The sequence below is a fragment of the Mesorhizobium sp. M0800 genome (genome assembly GCF_040320095.1).
GTDB lineage: Bacteria > Pseudomonadota > Alphaproteobacteria > Rhizobiales > Rhizobiaceae > Mesorhizobium.
Genome location: NZ_JAMYOZ010000001.1, coordinates 12,913 through 26,722, shown reverse-complemented (window position 1 = coordinate 26,722; position 13,810 = coordinate 12,913). Strand labels below are relative to the sequence as shown.

The window sequence follows — 13,810 nt, the reverse complement described above, 5'->3', positions numbered from 1 at the left end:
CTTTCGCGGCACTATCTTATGCCGTTGAAGGCGCTGAGCTTCTTGCTGGTTGGCCTTGGCTGGCAAGCCTCGAAAGGCTGCCCGGCAGCATTGTTCTGTCCTTGCCGATCATCAGCACGCCGCTGTCGGGCGCCAACAGTGCCGAGAACGGCAGCATCGCCGCGCCGATCGGCGAGGCCTCGGGGCCGAATTGTCCCGAGACGATTTCCGGCGCCACGATGCCGATGGCGCTGATCCTGTTGAACTGGGTCTGCACCTTTGCCAGCAGCTCGAGATGGATCGGCCGCGGCAGGATGCTGTCGAGAACGATCGCCTCGATGTCGATGACGGAGGTGATGGCGATGATCGCCTCGACCAGCGCATTGGCGCAATCGTCGATCCATTCGGACAGCGGTTCGCGCGCCCCTGGCGGCAAGGGGTCGAGTTCGCGCACGCGGTTGATCTCGATGCCGCGCGATTTGAGATGATTGACCAGCACATAGATCGAAGCGCGATGCAGCAGGCTCTGGTAGCGCGCCGGCTTGGCCGCCACCGAATCGAGGCTTGAAGGCGAGACCGGCAAAGGACCGAGCGCGGCGCTGTTGCCGTGCGGCCCGGTATGGACCTTGCCGCCTTGCACCAGTCCACCGCCGACAAAGGTGTCGATCGAGATATGCATGAAGTCGCGGAACCGCGCGCCGGTCCCCTGGATGAGTTCGGCGAGTGCGGCCGATGATGCGTCGTTTTCCACGAAGACCGGGGTCTTCGGCTTTGTGGCGAAGAACGTCGTCAGATCGATTGCTTCCCAGCGGCTGCCGAGATCGTCGGGAAAGCCGAGCTCTTCGCTCCAGCCGCCGAGGAAATATGGCGAGGCGATGCCGACGCCGACGATGCTGGCATCGCCAAGCCCCTCGACCAGCTTGTCGAAATTGGCCAGCGACATGTTGCCGGCCTTGAGCACCATGTCGGGATCCGGAAAGCGATATTCGTGCGACTCGCGCGAGCGGACCTCGCCGGCAAAGTCGACGAGCACGGCTTCCAGCGCGCGCCGGCCGATCTTGATGCCGACGCTGTAGATACGCTCAGGTGCAAGTCGGTAGAGAGTGGATGGCGATCCGCGTTGCCCGAACCTTTTCCCCACTTGCTTTACGAATCCGGACGATTCCAGCCCGTCGACAATGGTGGCGACCGCGGCCGGCGTCAGATTTGCGGCGCGCGCCAGATCGGACTTGGATGCCTCCTTCAGGCGGCGAATGGCATCAAGCACGAAGCGCTCGTTATAATGCCGAACCTTGACCGAATTGCTGCCTCTTCCGGACAAAACCGGCGCCTCCCCATTCATTCCCGCAGAGCCACTCCAGCCGCTTGCAGCTTTGAGGCTGCCGCGGGGTCGAGCACTCCAATCGCACCCGGGCGCGACGCGACAGTGCCCTTCGCGGCCATGGAAGTCAATTTTCCAGTTGCGGCATTCGGCCATTTAATATAGCAAATTTAAAAAACAGGACCAGGGAGGAAAGGTGCTGCACTTGGGCGCATTAGGCGAAGCCGACGCCATGGTGAAGAGCGACGCGGCTGTCCCCGTTGCCCTGGTTCAGGCGACAAAAGCCTTCGGCGGCACGATTGCCCTCAAGGACGCGTCCTTCGAATTGCGCTCAGGCGAGGTGCTGGCTCTGCTTGGCGAAAACGGCGCCGGCAAGAGCACCTGCGTAAAGCTGCTGGCCGGCGTGTATCTCCCGACCGGCGGCCATGTCGAAGTCGATGGCAAGCCTGTAGTCTTCCATTCGCCGCACGACGCCCAGGCTGCCGGCATCTCGGTCATGCACCAGCACCCCGGTCTTTTCCCTGATCTTTCGGTGGCGGAGAACATCTATCTCGGCCATATGCCGCGCGACCGCTTCGGCGGCATCGACAACGCCGCCATGCTTGCCGGCGCGCGCAGGGTGCTGGCGACAGTCGGCCTCGACGTGCCGGCCGAAACCCGGCTCGGAACGTTGCGCACCTCCGAACAGCAACTGATCGAGATCGCCCGCGCCCTGTCGCTCGACGCGCGGGTGCTGATCATGGACGAGCCGACGGCCGCCCTGTCGCAGCGCGAGGTCGAGCGGCTGTTCACCGTCGTCGCCGACCTGCGGCTGCACGGCGTGGCGATGATGTTCGTCGGCCACCGCATGGACGAGATCTTCCGCATCGCCGACCGCATCGCGGTGCTGCGCGACGGGCGCCTCATTGGCGTCAAGCCGAAGGCCGAGCTTGGCCGCGCCGCTGCCATCGGCATGATGGTCGGCCGCGAGGTCACCGACCTCTATCCGCAACGAAGCCACGCCACCGGCGCACTGGTGCTGGAGGCGAGGGGGCTTTCGCACGCCGGTGGCTTTTCCAATATCGACCTCAAGCTCCATGCCGGCGAGGTGCTCGGGCTCGGCGGCCTGGTCGGCAGCGGGCGGACCGAGATCGCGCGCGTGCTGTTTGGAATCGACCAGCCCGATGCCGGCGAAATCCTGATCGACGGCGAAGCTGTGCGCTTCGCGTCGGCACGCGACGCCATGGATGCGCGTATCGCCTATGTCTCTGAAGACCGCATGGGCCAGAGCCTGGTGATGGATTTTTCCATCCTCGACAACGCCGTGCTGCCAGTCCTCGACAAGGCAGCCCGCTCCGGCTTCTACGGCACGAACCGCGCGATCAATCTGGTTTCGGACTGGCTGAAGCGCATGAAGCTTCGCTTTTCCGGCTACGCGCAGCCGGTAAAGGAACTGTCCGGCGGCAACCAGCAGAAGGTGGTGTTGGCCAAATGGCTGCGCACCGAACCGCGCGTCCTCATCCTCGACGAGCCGACGCAAGGCATCGACGTCGGCACCAAGGCGGAAGTGCATGCGATGATCGCCGACCTTGCCGCCCAGGGCATGGCAATCATCCTGATCTCCTCCGAAATGCCCGAGCTCATCGGCATGTGCGACCGCATCATCGTCCTGCGCGAAGGCCATCGGACGGCCGAATTTGCCAGGGGCGAAGCCACCCAGGAAAAGGTGCTGGAAGCAGCGACCAAGGCCGGCGAAAGCGCCGATGCGGCGGCACAGGCCGCCGGCGAGGAGAAGAGAAAAGGACCGCTCGACATACTGAAGCGGCGGGAGTTCGGTCTGCTCGCCGCGATGCTGGCGGTCGCCATCCCGGTCACCATCATCAACCCGCGCATGGTGAGCGCTGCAAACCTGACCGCCGTGTCGATGGATGCCGCCTTGCTCGTCGTTGCAGCACTCGCGCAGATGCTGGTGCTGATCACCCGCAACATCGACCTTTCGATCGCTGCGGTGATCGGCCTGTCGGCTTACATGGCGGCCAGCATGGTCCAGGCCTATCCAGGGCTCGACATCGGCATTGGCCTGATAACCGCATGCGCCGTCGGTGGCGTCGCCGGCCTGATCAACGGCCTCGTCGTCACCAGGGGAAGGATCCCGGCCATCGTCGTCACGCTGGCCTCGATGTCGATCTTCCGCGGCTTCAACTCGATCTGGGCAGCCGGTGACCAGATCAGCGCCGACGAAGTCACGCAAGCCTGGCTCGACATGACCGGCCTGAAGATCGCCGGCGTGCCGCTGATCGTCGTCATCGCGATCGTCATCCTGTGCCTGGGTTATGTGCTGCTCAATCGCACGGCGATCGGGCGCGAACTGTTCGCCGCCGGCTCCAATCCCGACGGCGCGCGTCTGATCGGAATCCCCGTCGACCGGCGCATCCTGCTGGCCTTTGGCATGGCCGGCCTGCTCGGCGGCCTGTGCGGTGCGCTGTGGGCATCGCGCTATGCGACCATCGATGCACGCGTCGCGCTCGGCTTCGAACTCACCGTGATCGCGTCGGCGGTGGTCGGCGGCGTCGCCATCCGCGGTGGTTCGGGCACGCTGCTCGGTATCATCCTCGGCGCGCTCACGCTGCTCGTCATCAAGAACGGGCTGACGCTGGTGCGCGTCGACCCGCTGTGGCTGCAGGGCGTCTACGGCCTCGTGATCCTGGTCGCCATCGGCATCGACACCTTCATCGTGCGGCGGGCCGAGCAGGCAAGACAGGCGAGGGCGCGGTGAAAAAGTTCCTCCGTTCGATCGACTTCTGGGATCTGCTGCTGGCGACCTCTTGCGTGGCCATCTTCCTCTATGCCGCGATCTTCGTGCCGAATTTCGTTTCCGGCTTCAATCTCTCGCAACTGGCCGCCAGCGCCTCGGAAAAGGCATTGCTGATCCTGCCGATGACGCTGCTCATCATCACCCGCGAGATCGACCTGTCGATCGCCTCGGTGCTGGCGCTGACGTCCGTCGTCTTTGGCTTGCTGGTCCAGGCCGGTGTGCCGACACTTGCCGCAATCCCGCTGACGCTCGTCATCGGCGGCCTGCTCGGCGCCTTCAACGGCTATCTGGTCTCGGGCCTTGGACTGCAGTCGTTGGTTGTGACGCTCGGCACCATGGCGCTCTATCGAGGCATTGGCTACATCCTGCTCGGCACCGGCTCGGTCAACATCCTGCCGCCCGCGGTTGTCGATTTCGGCATCAACAACCTGCCTGGCACCGAGATACCGTGGACCATCGTGCCCTTCCTGGTGCTGGCGCCGGTGTTTGCGGTCGTGCTGCAGAAGACGCCGACCGGCAAGCGCATCTACGCGCTCGGCGGCAGCCCCGAAGTGGCGCGCTATTCCGGCATAAACACGCGCCGGATGGTGCTGAACCTGTTCGTCGTCTCGGGCGTCGTCGCGGCGATAGCCGGCATCGTCTATACCGCGCGCCTTTCCAACGCCCGCGCCAACAATGCGCTCGGCATGGAGCTCGACGTCATCACCATCGTGCTGCTCGGCGGCGTCAGCGTCTTTGGCGGCAAGGGCCGCCTGACCGGCGTCATGCTGGCACTGGTCCTGATCGCCATCATCCGCAACGTGCTGGCGCTGAACCAGATCGGTGGCGACGCGCAGGGCATGATCATCGGCCTGCTTCTGATCGGCTCGCTGCTGGTCGGCAATTACTGGCGCTCCACACAGGAGATGCTCAGCAGATCCCGCGCAATGCGCGAGACAAAGGGGTGATCTCGGGCCCCTTCCTTCAAGCCCGAATTTTGACGGAGGAGTCACAATGAAAGCGTTTAGATTAGCCCTGCTCGCATCCGCGGTTCTGCTTGCGCCAAGCTCGCTGGCCTTCAGCCAGGAGTGCGCCAAGGAACCCGTAACGGTCGGTTTCCTGCCCAAGCTCGACACGGATCCCTACTTCAAAGTGGCCTTCGGAGGCGCACAAGAGGCAGCCAAGGAAATTGGCGGCACCGCTACCCAGGTCGCCCCATCGCAGGCGACCGCCGAGGCGCAGATCGAATTCATCAACAGCCTCGTGTCGCAGAAGGTCGGAGTCATCGCAATTGCCGGCAACGACGCCAATGCCGTCGCGCCTGCGCTGAAGCGCGCCGTTCAGCAGGGCGTCAGGGTGATTTCGTATGACTCCGATGTGGCCGCCGATGCGCGTGCGGTGTTCGTCAATCAGGTGAAGGGCGACAGCCTCGCCGAGATGATGCTCGAAAGTGCATTCGCCCTCAGCGGCGGTGAAGGCGAATTCGCGATCCTGTCGTCGACGCCGACGGCGACCAACCAGAATGCCTGGATCGACTTCATGAAGGCGAAGATGGCGGCCGAGCCGAAGTTCTCCAAAATGAAGCTGGTGCAGGTGGCCTATGGCGAAGAAAGCGAACAGATCAACCAGCAGCAGGCATTGGCGCTGGTCCAGGCGTTTCCCGATCTCAAGGTGATCATCGTCCCGGCAGGCATCGGCCTTCCGGCGGCCGCGCGTGCACTCGAGGAAGCGGGCATGATCGGCAAGGTCAAGCTGACCGGCCTCGCGCCGGCCACTCTGATCTCGAAATACATCAAGGACGAAGCGGCTCAGGATATCTGGTGGAACGTCACCGATCTTGGCTATCTTACTTATCAGACGGCCCAGGCGTTTGCGCAATGCAAGATCACCGGCAAGGAGGGTGAGAAGTTCACGGCAGGCAGGCTCGGCGAATACACGATTGGCGCTGGCGGCGAACTGATCCTTGGTCCGGCCAAGATCGTGACTCCCGAAAATCTGGCCGAGTTCAAATTCTGATCCTATAGAGCTTGAGTTCTAGGGGGCGCCGGTCCATCCGGCGCCCTTCCTAAAAACCTCTCGAAATGAAAACAGTGCGGGGCGGCAATGAAGATATTGCTTGCAGGCGAAACCTTTGCGGCGACGACGTCGGTCGCCATCGGCAGCGACGTGCTTACAAGTGCGGCCTCGACAAATGGCGCGACGGCCTTCAATGCCGCACTGGCCACTGAAGGCATCGCGGTCGCGCAGATCGGCGGCGAGCATTGCAGCGCGGAGTTTCCCTATGACCTCGATGGGCTCGCCCAATATCAGGCGGTGGTGATCTCCGACGTCGGCGCCCTGACATTGCTGGTGACGCCGGATGCCCGCGCCGGGCGTGTCGGCGTCAACCGCCTCGATGTGCTCAAGGCCTATGTCGAAGGTGGCGGCGGGCTGATGCTGGCCGGCGGTTACATGGGCTTTCAGGGCATGTTCGGGACGGCGCGTTTCCACGACACCCCGGTCGAGGACGTTCTGCCGATCCGTTGCCTACCCTACTGCGACGGCATGGAGGTGCCGCAAGGCCTGCAGGCCTCCATCCTGCAGTCGTCACATCCGATTTTTTCCGGGGTGGAGGGGCCTTTGCCGCCGATTCTCGGCATGAACAAGCTGGAATTCAGGCGCGACGGTTCGTCCCGGCTTCTGGCGACCTGCCACCATCGCGGCGCCGACTGGCCGCTCCTTGCCGTCGGTAGCCATGGCCGCGGCCGCACGATTGCCTGGGCAACCGATATCGGCCCGCATTGGCTCTCGCAGGATTTCCTCGGATGGCCGTTCTACGGAAGACTGATGGCGAACATGGTCCGTTGGCTCGCCGGCGATGAATGAGAAAGCTGGTTTGACCAGTGCGGCTGCCCAATCCTCCAACGAAAGACCAGGCTATCAAGCATGCGTTGAATCAGGACGGCAGTGGCTCATAAACCGAAACCCCGATGTATCGATCGTATGAGCCACGATCTTTCTCAGGAAGCTTGTCTCGGGTTACACGCAATGTGAATCCCCCCTGCAAGTGCCCCGCGTCGAGAACCATCCAATCGAAAATATCATCGCCTTCAAACGAAAGTCGCTGTCCGACTTGATGCCATTTCTGAAGCTCGGGTGGCACCTCGAAAAACGTACCTGAAAATAGCCGCTCCTCAGCATGATAATGCACAGCGGCAAGCCAAAGGAAAACAAAGTGGTCCTCCCGAAGACGTACGGACTCGTCGGGATCGCGAAACCGAAGCTTCGCGGAACAGAAGGCATCTGCATTTCCCTCGATATGTTCGACAAATGTCGGCACACTCGCAAGCGCGCGATCGTAAGCTGCTAGGAAGGCGGGGTCTGTCTGCGAGATAGCCGTGAAGAGTGGCTCATTCCGCGGTTCGTCGAATTCACCGTTCGATTGAGATTTTTCGCTCATTAAAAGACCTCTTGGACTAACCTTGCGAAGTCCGCGCGCTTCTTCCTGGTGTGGAGAGACGGCGCTCGCGAAGCGGTGTCGCACTACCAGCCAAAGAGCCCTATCACGCCACCGACCAACCGCCATCCACCAATATATTCGCGCCAGTGATCAGTGACGCCGCCGGCGAGGCGAGGAACACCACGGTGCCCGCGACGTCGATCGGGTCGCCGATGCGGCCGAGCGGAATGTGGCCAGCACATGCAGGCGAGTGCGCAGGCGCGGCCGCGCGAGGCCCCGGTGACCAGTACCACCTTGCCGGCGAGGTCGAATTTCGGCGTGAACTCATTTGTCATGCGATTCCACCTTGTTCTTCAAATCGGACCGGCTGCCGTGTCGAACCGAATAGGCTCGCGTGAATTCGGCGCCCAGCAGGAATATCTCGGCCGAATAATAGACCCATAACAGCACGACGAGCAGGGCGCCGGCCGCGCCGTATGACGATGAGATGGCGCTGGTTCCGATATACCAGCCAATCAGCGACTTGCCGATGGTGAACAGAAACCCGGTGACCACGGCGCCGATGCCGACATCGCGCCATTGCAGGCTGCGGTCCGGCAGCACCTTGTAGATTGCGGCAAACAGCAGCGTGATCAGGGCAAACGAGACGATCCCGTTGATGGCGCTCAGGATGATGGTGCCGAACGGCAGGTAAGCGTTGATCACTTCTCCGAGCGCCGAAATTGCAGCGCTTACGACCAGCGACACCAGAAGCAGAAAACCGAGGGCGGCGACCAGGCCCAGGCTTGCAATGCGTGCCCGAACCATTCGTGAAATCGTTGCCCCGCTCGGTTTGACTTTCCAGATTTCGTTCAACCCCAGCTGCATCTCGCCGAACACGCCGGATGCGGCGACGAACAGCGTGACCAGCCCCAGAATGCTGGCGAGGGTTCCGGCTTCCTTCTGCGAGGCGTTTTCGATCGTAGCTCGCAGCAGCTCGGCACTTTGCGGCCCCATCAGGCCAGCGATCTGTGCCGAAAGGGCGAGTTGCGCCGCCTCGTGCCCGAAGGCCATGCCGGCAATAGCGACAACAATGAGCAGGATCGGCGCAAGCGAGGTCGTGGCATAAAACGCTATCGCCGCCCCATGGCTCAGCGCATTGTCGTCGATGAAGCCGATGACGCTCTGCTTGAGGAGCCTCCAGCCCTCTGCTGCCAAATTCCACATATCCGCCTCGCATGCCTGTCAGCAAACAAGTAGCGGCGCCGCGGCGCTGGGCGAGGGGTGGGGGCTCGGCCGGAGCAAAGCCGGCAACGGCGCGCTGTACAAGGCGATCGCCTATAAAGGCGGCGTGCAGCGAACATCCTGCGAAAGGTGCCGCTCGACTGGCCGGGGACGTGCTCACGGTGCAATCAGGGGAACTGTGACAGTTGTCTGATAATTTATCGGATATCGGTTGAAATACGGGAACTCGATCACGAACGCATATTGGGCGGTCAGATGTGCCATGCGAAAGCCGCCGCTGGGGGCGTCGATTGCTATTGTTACATCGACGTCTTTCAATCCCAAATCCAGTAATTTTTCCGTGGCAATGGCTTGGATCTGGGCCTGCGTCAGCGAGTTCTTCATTTGCAGCGCACGTGACGACGTTTCCAGCGTGTACCGAACACTCGACATAGCATTCAGAGCCCAGCCGAATGCAAAGATGCCGATCAAAAGCATTATCAGAAAAGGCGCGATCAGCGCGAACTCTAATGCAGCTCCGCCTGATGCATCCCCCGTGAAAGCTCTCGACTTAGCGGACACGAATCACCTGTTGATGACTGAGTTCGCGCGAGAGGGAAAACGCGCCAAAACTGAAGGGCGGTGACCAGGTGGCTGTCGCCTGTATTACGAGGAAGACCGAGGGGGCTTTCAAAGTGTCGCACAGGACCGATGGATCGGCCACGATGTTCCCGCACATGTATTTCCGGCTCACTGCCACCTGCGCGCCATCAGGATGGTTTTCCCAGCTCGAAAGAGCGACAGCTTGGATGGTCGTATCCTCGACTGCTCCTTGCATCACGAGGTTCGCCGCGGTTTTGACGCCTGCACGCATCGACAATGCGCTCGAGACAAAAGACCAGCCGTCGATGATGCCAAGAAGTACCAGGCAAAGGGCGGGCAGAACCAGCGCAAACTCTACCGCGGCAACACCCGAATCACTCCGGAACATCCGGACTTGTAGCCGATCCACGAAAACTACTCGACAAGCTGAACGGTTTGCGTGGCCGGAATGTTACGCATTCCAAGGCTCGTGCAATCCTGAATGATGTTTGCGTTGCCGGACCATTGCACGGTACTTGCGACGACCTGCGTGCAACCACCCTTGCCCGAGAAATTGCCGAGATAATTGACGCCCTGTGTTGGAAAATACAGAGCGCCGGTCAATAGCGAATCCGCCGTGCCATTAAACGTGTTGGATCCCGCCAGGTTGGCTCTGTCGCCATAGAACAGCACACCTGAATAGGTGCCCGACGTCGGTGCGCTGAGCTTGACGGTCGCCGTGCCGTTCATGCTAACGCCGGAGGTATCGGCCAGATAAATGACGACACCCTCGCCGGAAATATTTGCATTCGAGCTCGCTTTGAAATCGCCTCCCTCAATGACGTATATCCCGGGCGAGAGGGTTACATTGCCGCTCAAGCTGAGCCCCTTGCAGTATGTTCCAGGTTGCAAGGTTGACTGATTGCCGTTTTGACAAGGGTTCGTGGCCGGCGGCGCCGGCAGGTCGGCAAAAGGATCAGCAGCGGGCAGCGCCTGAGTTATCAGGCTGGCGCAAACGGTCTTCACGACGTTGCTCAACGAAACACCGCCTGCCGATATCAGGCAATCGACATCAAGGCTTGCCGATCCCTGAAGTTTGATGGCGTCCGGAGCTATCGAATTCGACATGACGGAGCAGCCTGTCAGTTTTGTGGTCGAACTGCCGGAAAAGAGCGCCGCTTTCGAAGCGGAAGGATCGACCGTCAAAATGCAGGCTTTTGAAGCATCCGTAATAAGAGCCACCGCCCTTGCTTGTGCGCCAACTGCGTTTTGCGTGAATATCGACGTAAAGAACCGATCGAGGTTCTGATGAACGACCACCTCAACCGCCTTTTTTCCGACATTTGGACCGGCTGACGGAGGCGAGAAGACCTCTATTGTACCTGCTGACGGTCCCCAGCCGTTCGTGGTCGCTGACGCTGTCGCTGCGGAGACAATCTTTGGCGTGTCGGATCCCGAAACCTTTTCCAAAGCGCCAGCATAGGCCGCCGCATCCGCCACCGCTTGTAGCTTCAGGCTGCTGTAATACCAATAGGAAGTCTCGATACCGAGGCCCGCACCGCCGACGACAATCGGCAAAGACAGAGCAAAAATAGTAGCAACGTTGCCGCTCTCGCCGATCGGTCGCATAGCGCGGAAAAAACACTTAAAAATGCGGGCACGCCAGTCCATTTCCCTATTAAAGCAGGATTGCATAAAAGAATGACTAAGAATTTCCGTACATTTCTTGGCTGCGATCCATCCGGGCTTAACGGCCCGTTGCGCCGCTTCAATGCGGGCCTTTGGCGCCACAGGACCCTCGTTAGTCCTTCGGCCGGGTGCATGTCTTCATAGGAACAATTCTGGTTTCCGGGGTCATGCGCAAGAAAAGACCGCCGCGGCCGGTTTCGATTGGCAATGGGTTGCCGTTCCCTGCTATTCCCGCTTCAAATCAAAAAGCAGTGGACGTTCCAGTATGACCAATGTCGCCTTGACCGGGCTTGCCCGCGATCTTGCCAAGCGTGCCGCGGAAGGCCGCCCGGTGCGCATCGGCGTTATCGGTTCGGGCGAGATGGGCACCGACCTGGTGACGCAAGGCATGCTGATGCCGGGCATTTCGGTTTGCGCGATCTCGACGCGCCGCCCGCATACGGCGCGTGACGCCATCCGCATTGCTTATGGCGACCAGGCGATGGCAGCCGAAGCGGACAGCGCTTCGAAGGTCAGCCAGGCGATCGAAAGCGGCAAGATCGCCGTCACCTCGAACGAAATGCTGGTCACCAATCCGCTTATCGATGTCGTCATCGATGCCACCGGCAAGCCCGGCGTCGCCGCCGATTTCGACCTGATGGCGATGCAGCACGGCAAGCACCTGGTGATGATGAATGTCGAGGCCGACGTCACCATCGGCTGCTATCTAAAGCAGCAGGCCGACCGGCTCGGCGTCGTCTATTCGGTCGGCGCCGGCGACGAGCCGTCGAGCTGCATGGAGCTGATCGAGTTCGCCTCGGCGCTCGGCTACACCATCGTCTCCGCCGGCAAGGGCAAGAACAACCCGCTCAACCACGACGCCGTTCCCGACGACTACCGTGAGGAAGCGCTGCGCCGCAACATGAATCCGCGCATGCTGGTCGAGTTCGTCGACGGCTCGAAAACCATGGTCGAGATGTGCGCCATTGCCAACGCCACCGGGCTGGTGCCCGACGTTCCCGGCATGCACGGCCCCAAGGCCGATCGCGACGAGCTGGTCAAGGTGCTGATCCCGCGCGAGCAGGGCGGCATCCTGTCGAAGAAGGGCGTCGTCGACTACACCGTCGGCAAGGGCGTGGCGCCCGGCGTCTTCGTCATCGTCGAGGCGACGCATCCGCGCATCATCGAGCGCATGGACGATCTGCATATCGGCCACGGCCCCTATTACAGCTTCTTCAGGCCCTACCATCTGACCTCGCTGGAAGTGCCGCTGACGGCGGCTCGCATCGCGCTTTACGACAAGCCCGACATGGTGCCGCTGCCGCGGCCGGTGGCCGAGGTCTGCGCGGTGGCCAAGCGGGATCTGGCGGCAGGCGAGGTTTTCGACGCGATCGGCGAGACCTGCTACCGCTCCTGGACCATGACCGTCGAAGAAGCCCGCGCCCATCGCGCCGTGCCGGTCGGTCTGCTCGAAGGCGGCAAGGTGCTGAAACCGGTGAGGAAAGGCGAATTGCTCACCGCCGACAATGCCGCGCCCGACCCGACGACCAGGCTATTCGCCTTGCGCCGGCTGCAGGACGAGATGCTGTATGGGAATCTTGGTGATGGCTGAGGTCCGTGAATCCGAGTTGAAGCGGGAAAATGGACGCCTTTCTCTGGCAGAGCGGCTCGCGGCCATTGCCGATGATCTCAAAGCCAAAGCCGGCAAAGACGGGCGGCCCGTGAACAAGGACGAGATCGACGACTTGTGGGGAGATCGCTGATATCTGTCGACATTCTAGGCTATCGCGATTTTGATGTCGGCAGGACAGTGGAGGGCGCGAAGGAACGCCGCGTAACGGCTTTTCTACCGGTAGCTATTGCCGACAGGAACGGTCGACCATCACCGCCGACCGGCTCCCCAGAAGCCCTACTTCCCCAGCTCGATCGACCGCAGCCGCGCCGCTTCCACCGCCTCGGTGAGCAGGCGCGTCAGCCGGTTCTCGCTCATCAGCACCGCAAGGGCCGCAGCCGTGGTGCCGTTGGGGCTGGTCACCTGCTGCCTGAGCACGCCCGGCTCCTGGCCGCTTTCGGCGGCCAGCGATGCGGCGCCGTAGACCGTCTGCATGGCCAAGAGCTTGGCAGTCCCGGTCGGCAGGCCGGCTTTCTCGGCGGCCACGGTCAGCGCTTCGATGAAATGGAAGATATAGGCCGGCCCCGACCCGGAGACTGCCGTCACCGCATCCATCAGGGCTTCGTCGTCGATATCGGCCACTTGCCCGCTCGCCGAAAGCAGGTCGGCGACGAAGCGTTTAGTGTCGTCGGAAACCAGCCTGTTGGAAAACACCACCATCATGCCCTTGCCGATCGCCGCCGGCGTGTTGGGCATGCAGCGCACGATCGGCGCGCGGTCGCCGAGAATACCTTCGAACGTGGCCACCGGTGTCCCCGCGGCGATGCTGAGGAACGTGGTTCGGCCATCGTTGAAGCGGATGTAGCCAGCCGTCACGTCGCGGATCACCTGCGGCTTGACCGCAATGACGACGAGGGTCGGCACGGCGTCCGCCGGGATGGCGTCGGCATCCGCGGCAGCAACGCAGCCCAGTGCTTCGGCACGCTTGCGCAACTCGGCATTGGGCTCGACCACGAACACCACCGCCGGAGCCAGCTTGCCGGCTTTCAGCCAGCCCGAGAGCATGGCGTAGCCCATATTGCCGCAACCGGCGAGAACAAGCCTGATCGTCATCGAAAGCCTCCCATAGAGATGGCTTCCCCATAGACGTTCGCGGCAGGGCGGGGAAGCCCTGTTGGGACCGTGATCAGGCGGAAACCCCGACCTTGCGGTTGGGATGCGCATGTAGTCGCG

The 13,810-nt window shown here is 61.9% G+C and carries 13 protein-coding genes and 1 pseudogene; 6 read left to right on the top strand and 8 right to left on the bottom strand.

What is annotated here, in order from left to right; all coding sequences use genetic code 11:
- Window positions 1-16: 16 nt before the first annotated feature.
- Window positions 17-1,246: an ROK family transcriptional regulator gene (locus NKI18_RS00130; RefSeq protein WP_353018568.1), complete on the bottom strand. Its 1,230-nt coding sequence runs from the start codon at window positions 1,244-1,246 to the stop codon at window positions 17-19.
- Window positions 1,247-1,496: 250 nt separating this feature from the next.
- Between NKI18_RS00130 and NKI18_RS00125 the strand changes: the two genes are divergently transcribed.
- The 4 genes from NKI18_RS00125 (at window position 1,497) to NKI18_RS00110 (ending at window position 6,938) form a co-directional block, all read left to right on the top strand.
- Window positions 1,497-4,055, top strand: a complete 2,559-nt coding sequence (locus NKI18_RS00125) for an ATP-binding cassette domain-containing protein (RefSeq protein ID WP_352614737.1) — start codon at window positions 1,497-1,499, stop codon at window positions 4,053-4,055.
- Window positions 4,052-5,041, top strand: coding sequence for an ABC transporter permease (locus NKI18_RS00120; protein ID WP_352614739.1), 990 nt, complete (start codon window positions 4,052-4,054; stop codon window positions 5,039-5,041). The genes NKI18_RS00125 and NKI18_RS00120 overlap by 4 nt, the downstream gene beginning before the upstream one ends.
- A gap of 46 nt (window positions 5,042-5,087) precedes the next feature.
- Window positions 5,088-6,089 carry a rhamnose ABC transporter substrate-binding protein gene (locus tag NKI18_RS00115; RefSeq protein ID WP_023677420.1) on the top strand — a complete coding sequence of 334 codons (1,002 nt, stop codon included), beginning with the start codon at window positions 5,088-5,090 and terminating at the stop codon, window positions 6,087-6,089.
- Between the two features lie 87 nt (window positions 6,090-6,176).
- Window positions 6,177-6,938, top strand: coding sequence for a glutamine amidotransferase (locus NKI18_RS00110; RefSeq protein ID WP_352614741.1), 762 nt, complete (start codon window positions 6,177-6,179; stop codon window positions 6,936-6,938).
- A 70-nt stretch (window positions 6,939-7,008) separates the two neighbouring features.
- Here NKI18_RS00110 and NKI18_RS00105 read toward each other — a convergent pair whose 3' ends face one another.
- From NKI18_RS00105 to NKI18_RS00080, 6 genes and pseudogenes are all read right to left on the bottom strand, one after another.
- Window positions 7,009-7,512 (bottom strand): DUF2314 domain-containing protein, encoded by a 504-nt coding sequence (locus tag NKI18_RS00105; protein ID WP_352571645.1) that lies wholly within the window; start codon window positions 7,510-7,512, stop codon window positions 7,009-7,011.
- Between the two features lie 103 nt (window positions 7,513-7,615).
- Window positions 7,616-7,756 (bottom strand): annotated as a pseudogene (locus NKI18_RS00100) (SDR family oxidoreductase); the annotation flags it as partial.
- A gap of 80 nt (window positions 7,757-7,836) precedes the next feature.
- Window positions 7,837-8,718: a YihY/virulence factor BrkB family protein gene (locus tag NKI18_RS00095; protein ID WP_352614743.1), complete on the bottom strand. Its 882-nt coding sequence runs from the start codon at window positions 8,716-8,718 to the stop codon at window positions 7,837-7,839.
- Between the two features lie 174 nt (window positions 8,719-8,892).
- Window positions 8,893-9,297, bottom strand: a complete 405-nt coding sequence (locus tag NKI18_RS00090; protein WP_352614745.1) for a TadE/TadG family type IV pilus assembly protein — start codon at window positions 9,295-9,297, stop codon at window positions 8,893-8,895.
- Window positions 9,287-9,706 carry a TadE/TadG family type IV pilus assembly protein gene (locus tag NKI18_RS00085; protein WP_023677424.1) on the bottom strand — a complete coding sequence of 140 codons (420 nt, stop codon included), beginning with the start codon at window positions 9,704-9,706 and terminating at the stop codon, window positions 9,287-9,289. The genes NKI18_RS00090 and NKI18_RS00085 overlap by 11 nt, the downstream gene beginning before the upstream one ends.
- 26 nt (window positions 9,707-9,732) lie before the next feature.
- On the bottom strand, window positions 9,733-11,088 hold the full coding sequence (locus tag NKI18_RS00080) for a pilus assembly protein TadG-related protein (RefSeq protein WP_353018563.1): 1,356 nt from the start codon (window positions 11,086-11,088) through the stop codon (window positions 9,733-9,735).
- 163 nt (window positions 11,089-11,251) lie between these two features.
- Between NKI18_RS00080 and NKI18_RS00075 the strand changes: the two genes are divergently transcribed.
- Window positions 11,252-12,577, top strand: a complete 1,326-nt coding sequence (locus NKI18_RS00075) for an NAD(P)H-dependent oxidoreductase (protein ID WP_352622393.1) — start codon at window positions 11,252-11,254, stop codon at window positions 12,575-12,577.
- Window positions 12,570-12,728 carry a hypothetical protein gene (locus NKI18_RS00070; protein WP_352622391.1) on the top strand — a complete coding sequence of 53 codons (159 nt, stop codon included), beginning with the start codon at window positions 12,570-12,572 and terminating at the stop codon, window positions 12,726-12,728. The genes NKI18_RS00075 and NKI18_RS00070 overlap by 8 nt, the downstream gene beginning before the upstream one ends.
- Before the next feature lie 146 nt (window positions 12,729-12,874).
- On the opposite strand, the gene proC is transcribed toward NKI18_RS00070, so the two are convergent.
- Window positions 12,875-13,690 (bottom strand): pyrroline-5-carboxylate reductase, encoded by an 816-nt coding sequence (proC, locus tag NKI18_RS00065; protein ID WP_352622389.1) that lies wholly within the window; start codon window positions 13,688-13,690, stop codon window positions 12,875-12,877.
- Between the last annotated feature and the right edge of the window lie 120 nt (window positions 13,691-13,810).

Bases quoted from the DNA above. Each gene is read 5' to 3' on its own strand.
- NKI18_RS00110 (WP_352614741.1), top strand. From the start codon at position 6,177: ATGAAGATATTGCTTGCAGGCGAAACCTTTGCGGCGACGACGTCGGTC.
- NKI18_RS00070 (WP_352622391.1), top strand. From the start codon at position 12,570: ATGGCTGAGGTCCGTGAATCCGAGTTGAAGCGGGAAAATGGACGCCTT.
- NKI18_RS00085 (WP_023677424.1), bottom strand. From the start codon at position 9,706: ATGTTCCGGAGTGATTCGGGTGTTGCCGCGGTAGAGTTTGCGCTGGTT.
- NKI18_RS00075 (WP_352622393.1), top strand. From the start codon at position 11,252: ATGACCAATGTCGCCTTGACCGGGCTTGCCCGCGATCTTGCCAAGCGT.
- NKI18_RS00115 (WP_023677420.1), top strand. From the start codon at position 5,088: ATGAAAGCGTTTAGATTAGCCCTGCTCGCATCCGCGGTTCTGCTTGCG.
- NKI18_RS00105 (WP_352571645.1), bottom strand. From the start codon at position 7,512: ATGAGCGAAAAATCTCAATCGAACGGTGAATTCGACGAACCGCGGAAT.
- NKI18_RS00095 (WP_352614743.1), bottom strand. From the start codon at position 8,718: ATGTGGAATTTGGCAGCAGAGGGCTGGAGGCTCCTCAAGCAGAGCGTC.
- proC (WP_352622389.1), bottom strand. From the start codon at position 13,690: ATGACGATCAGGCTTGTTCTCGCCGGTTGCGGCAATATGGGCTACGCC.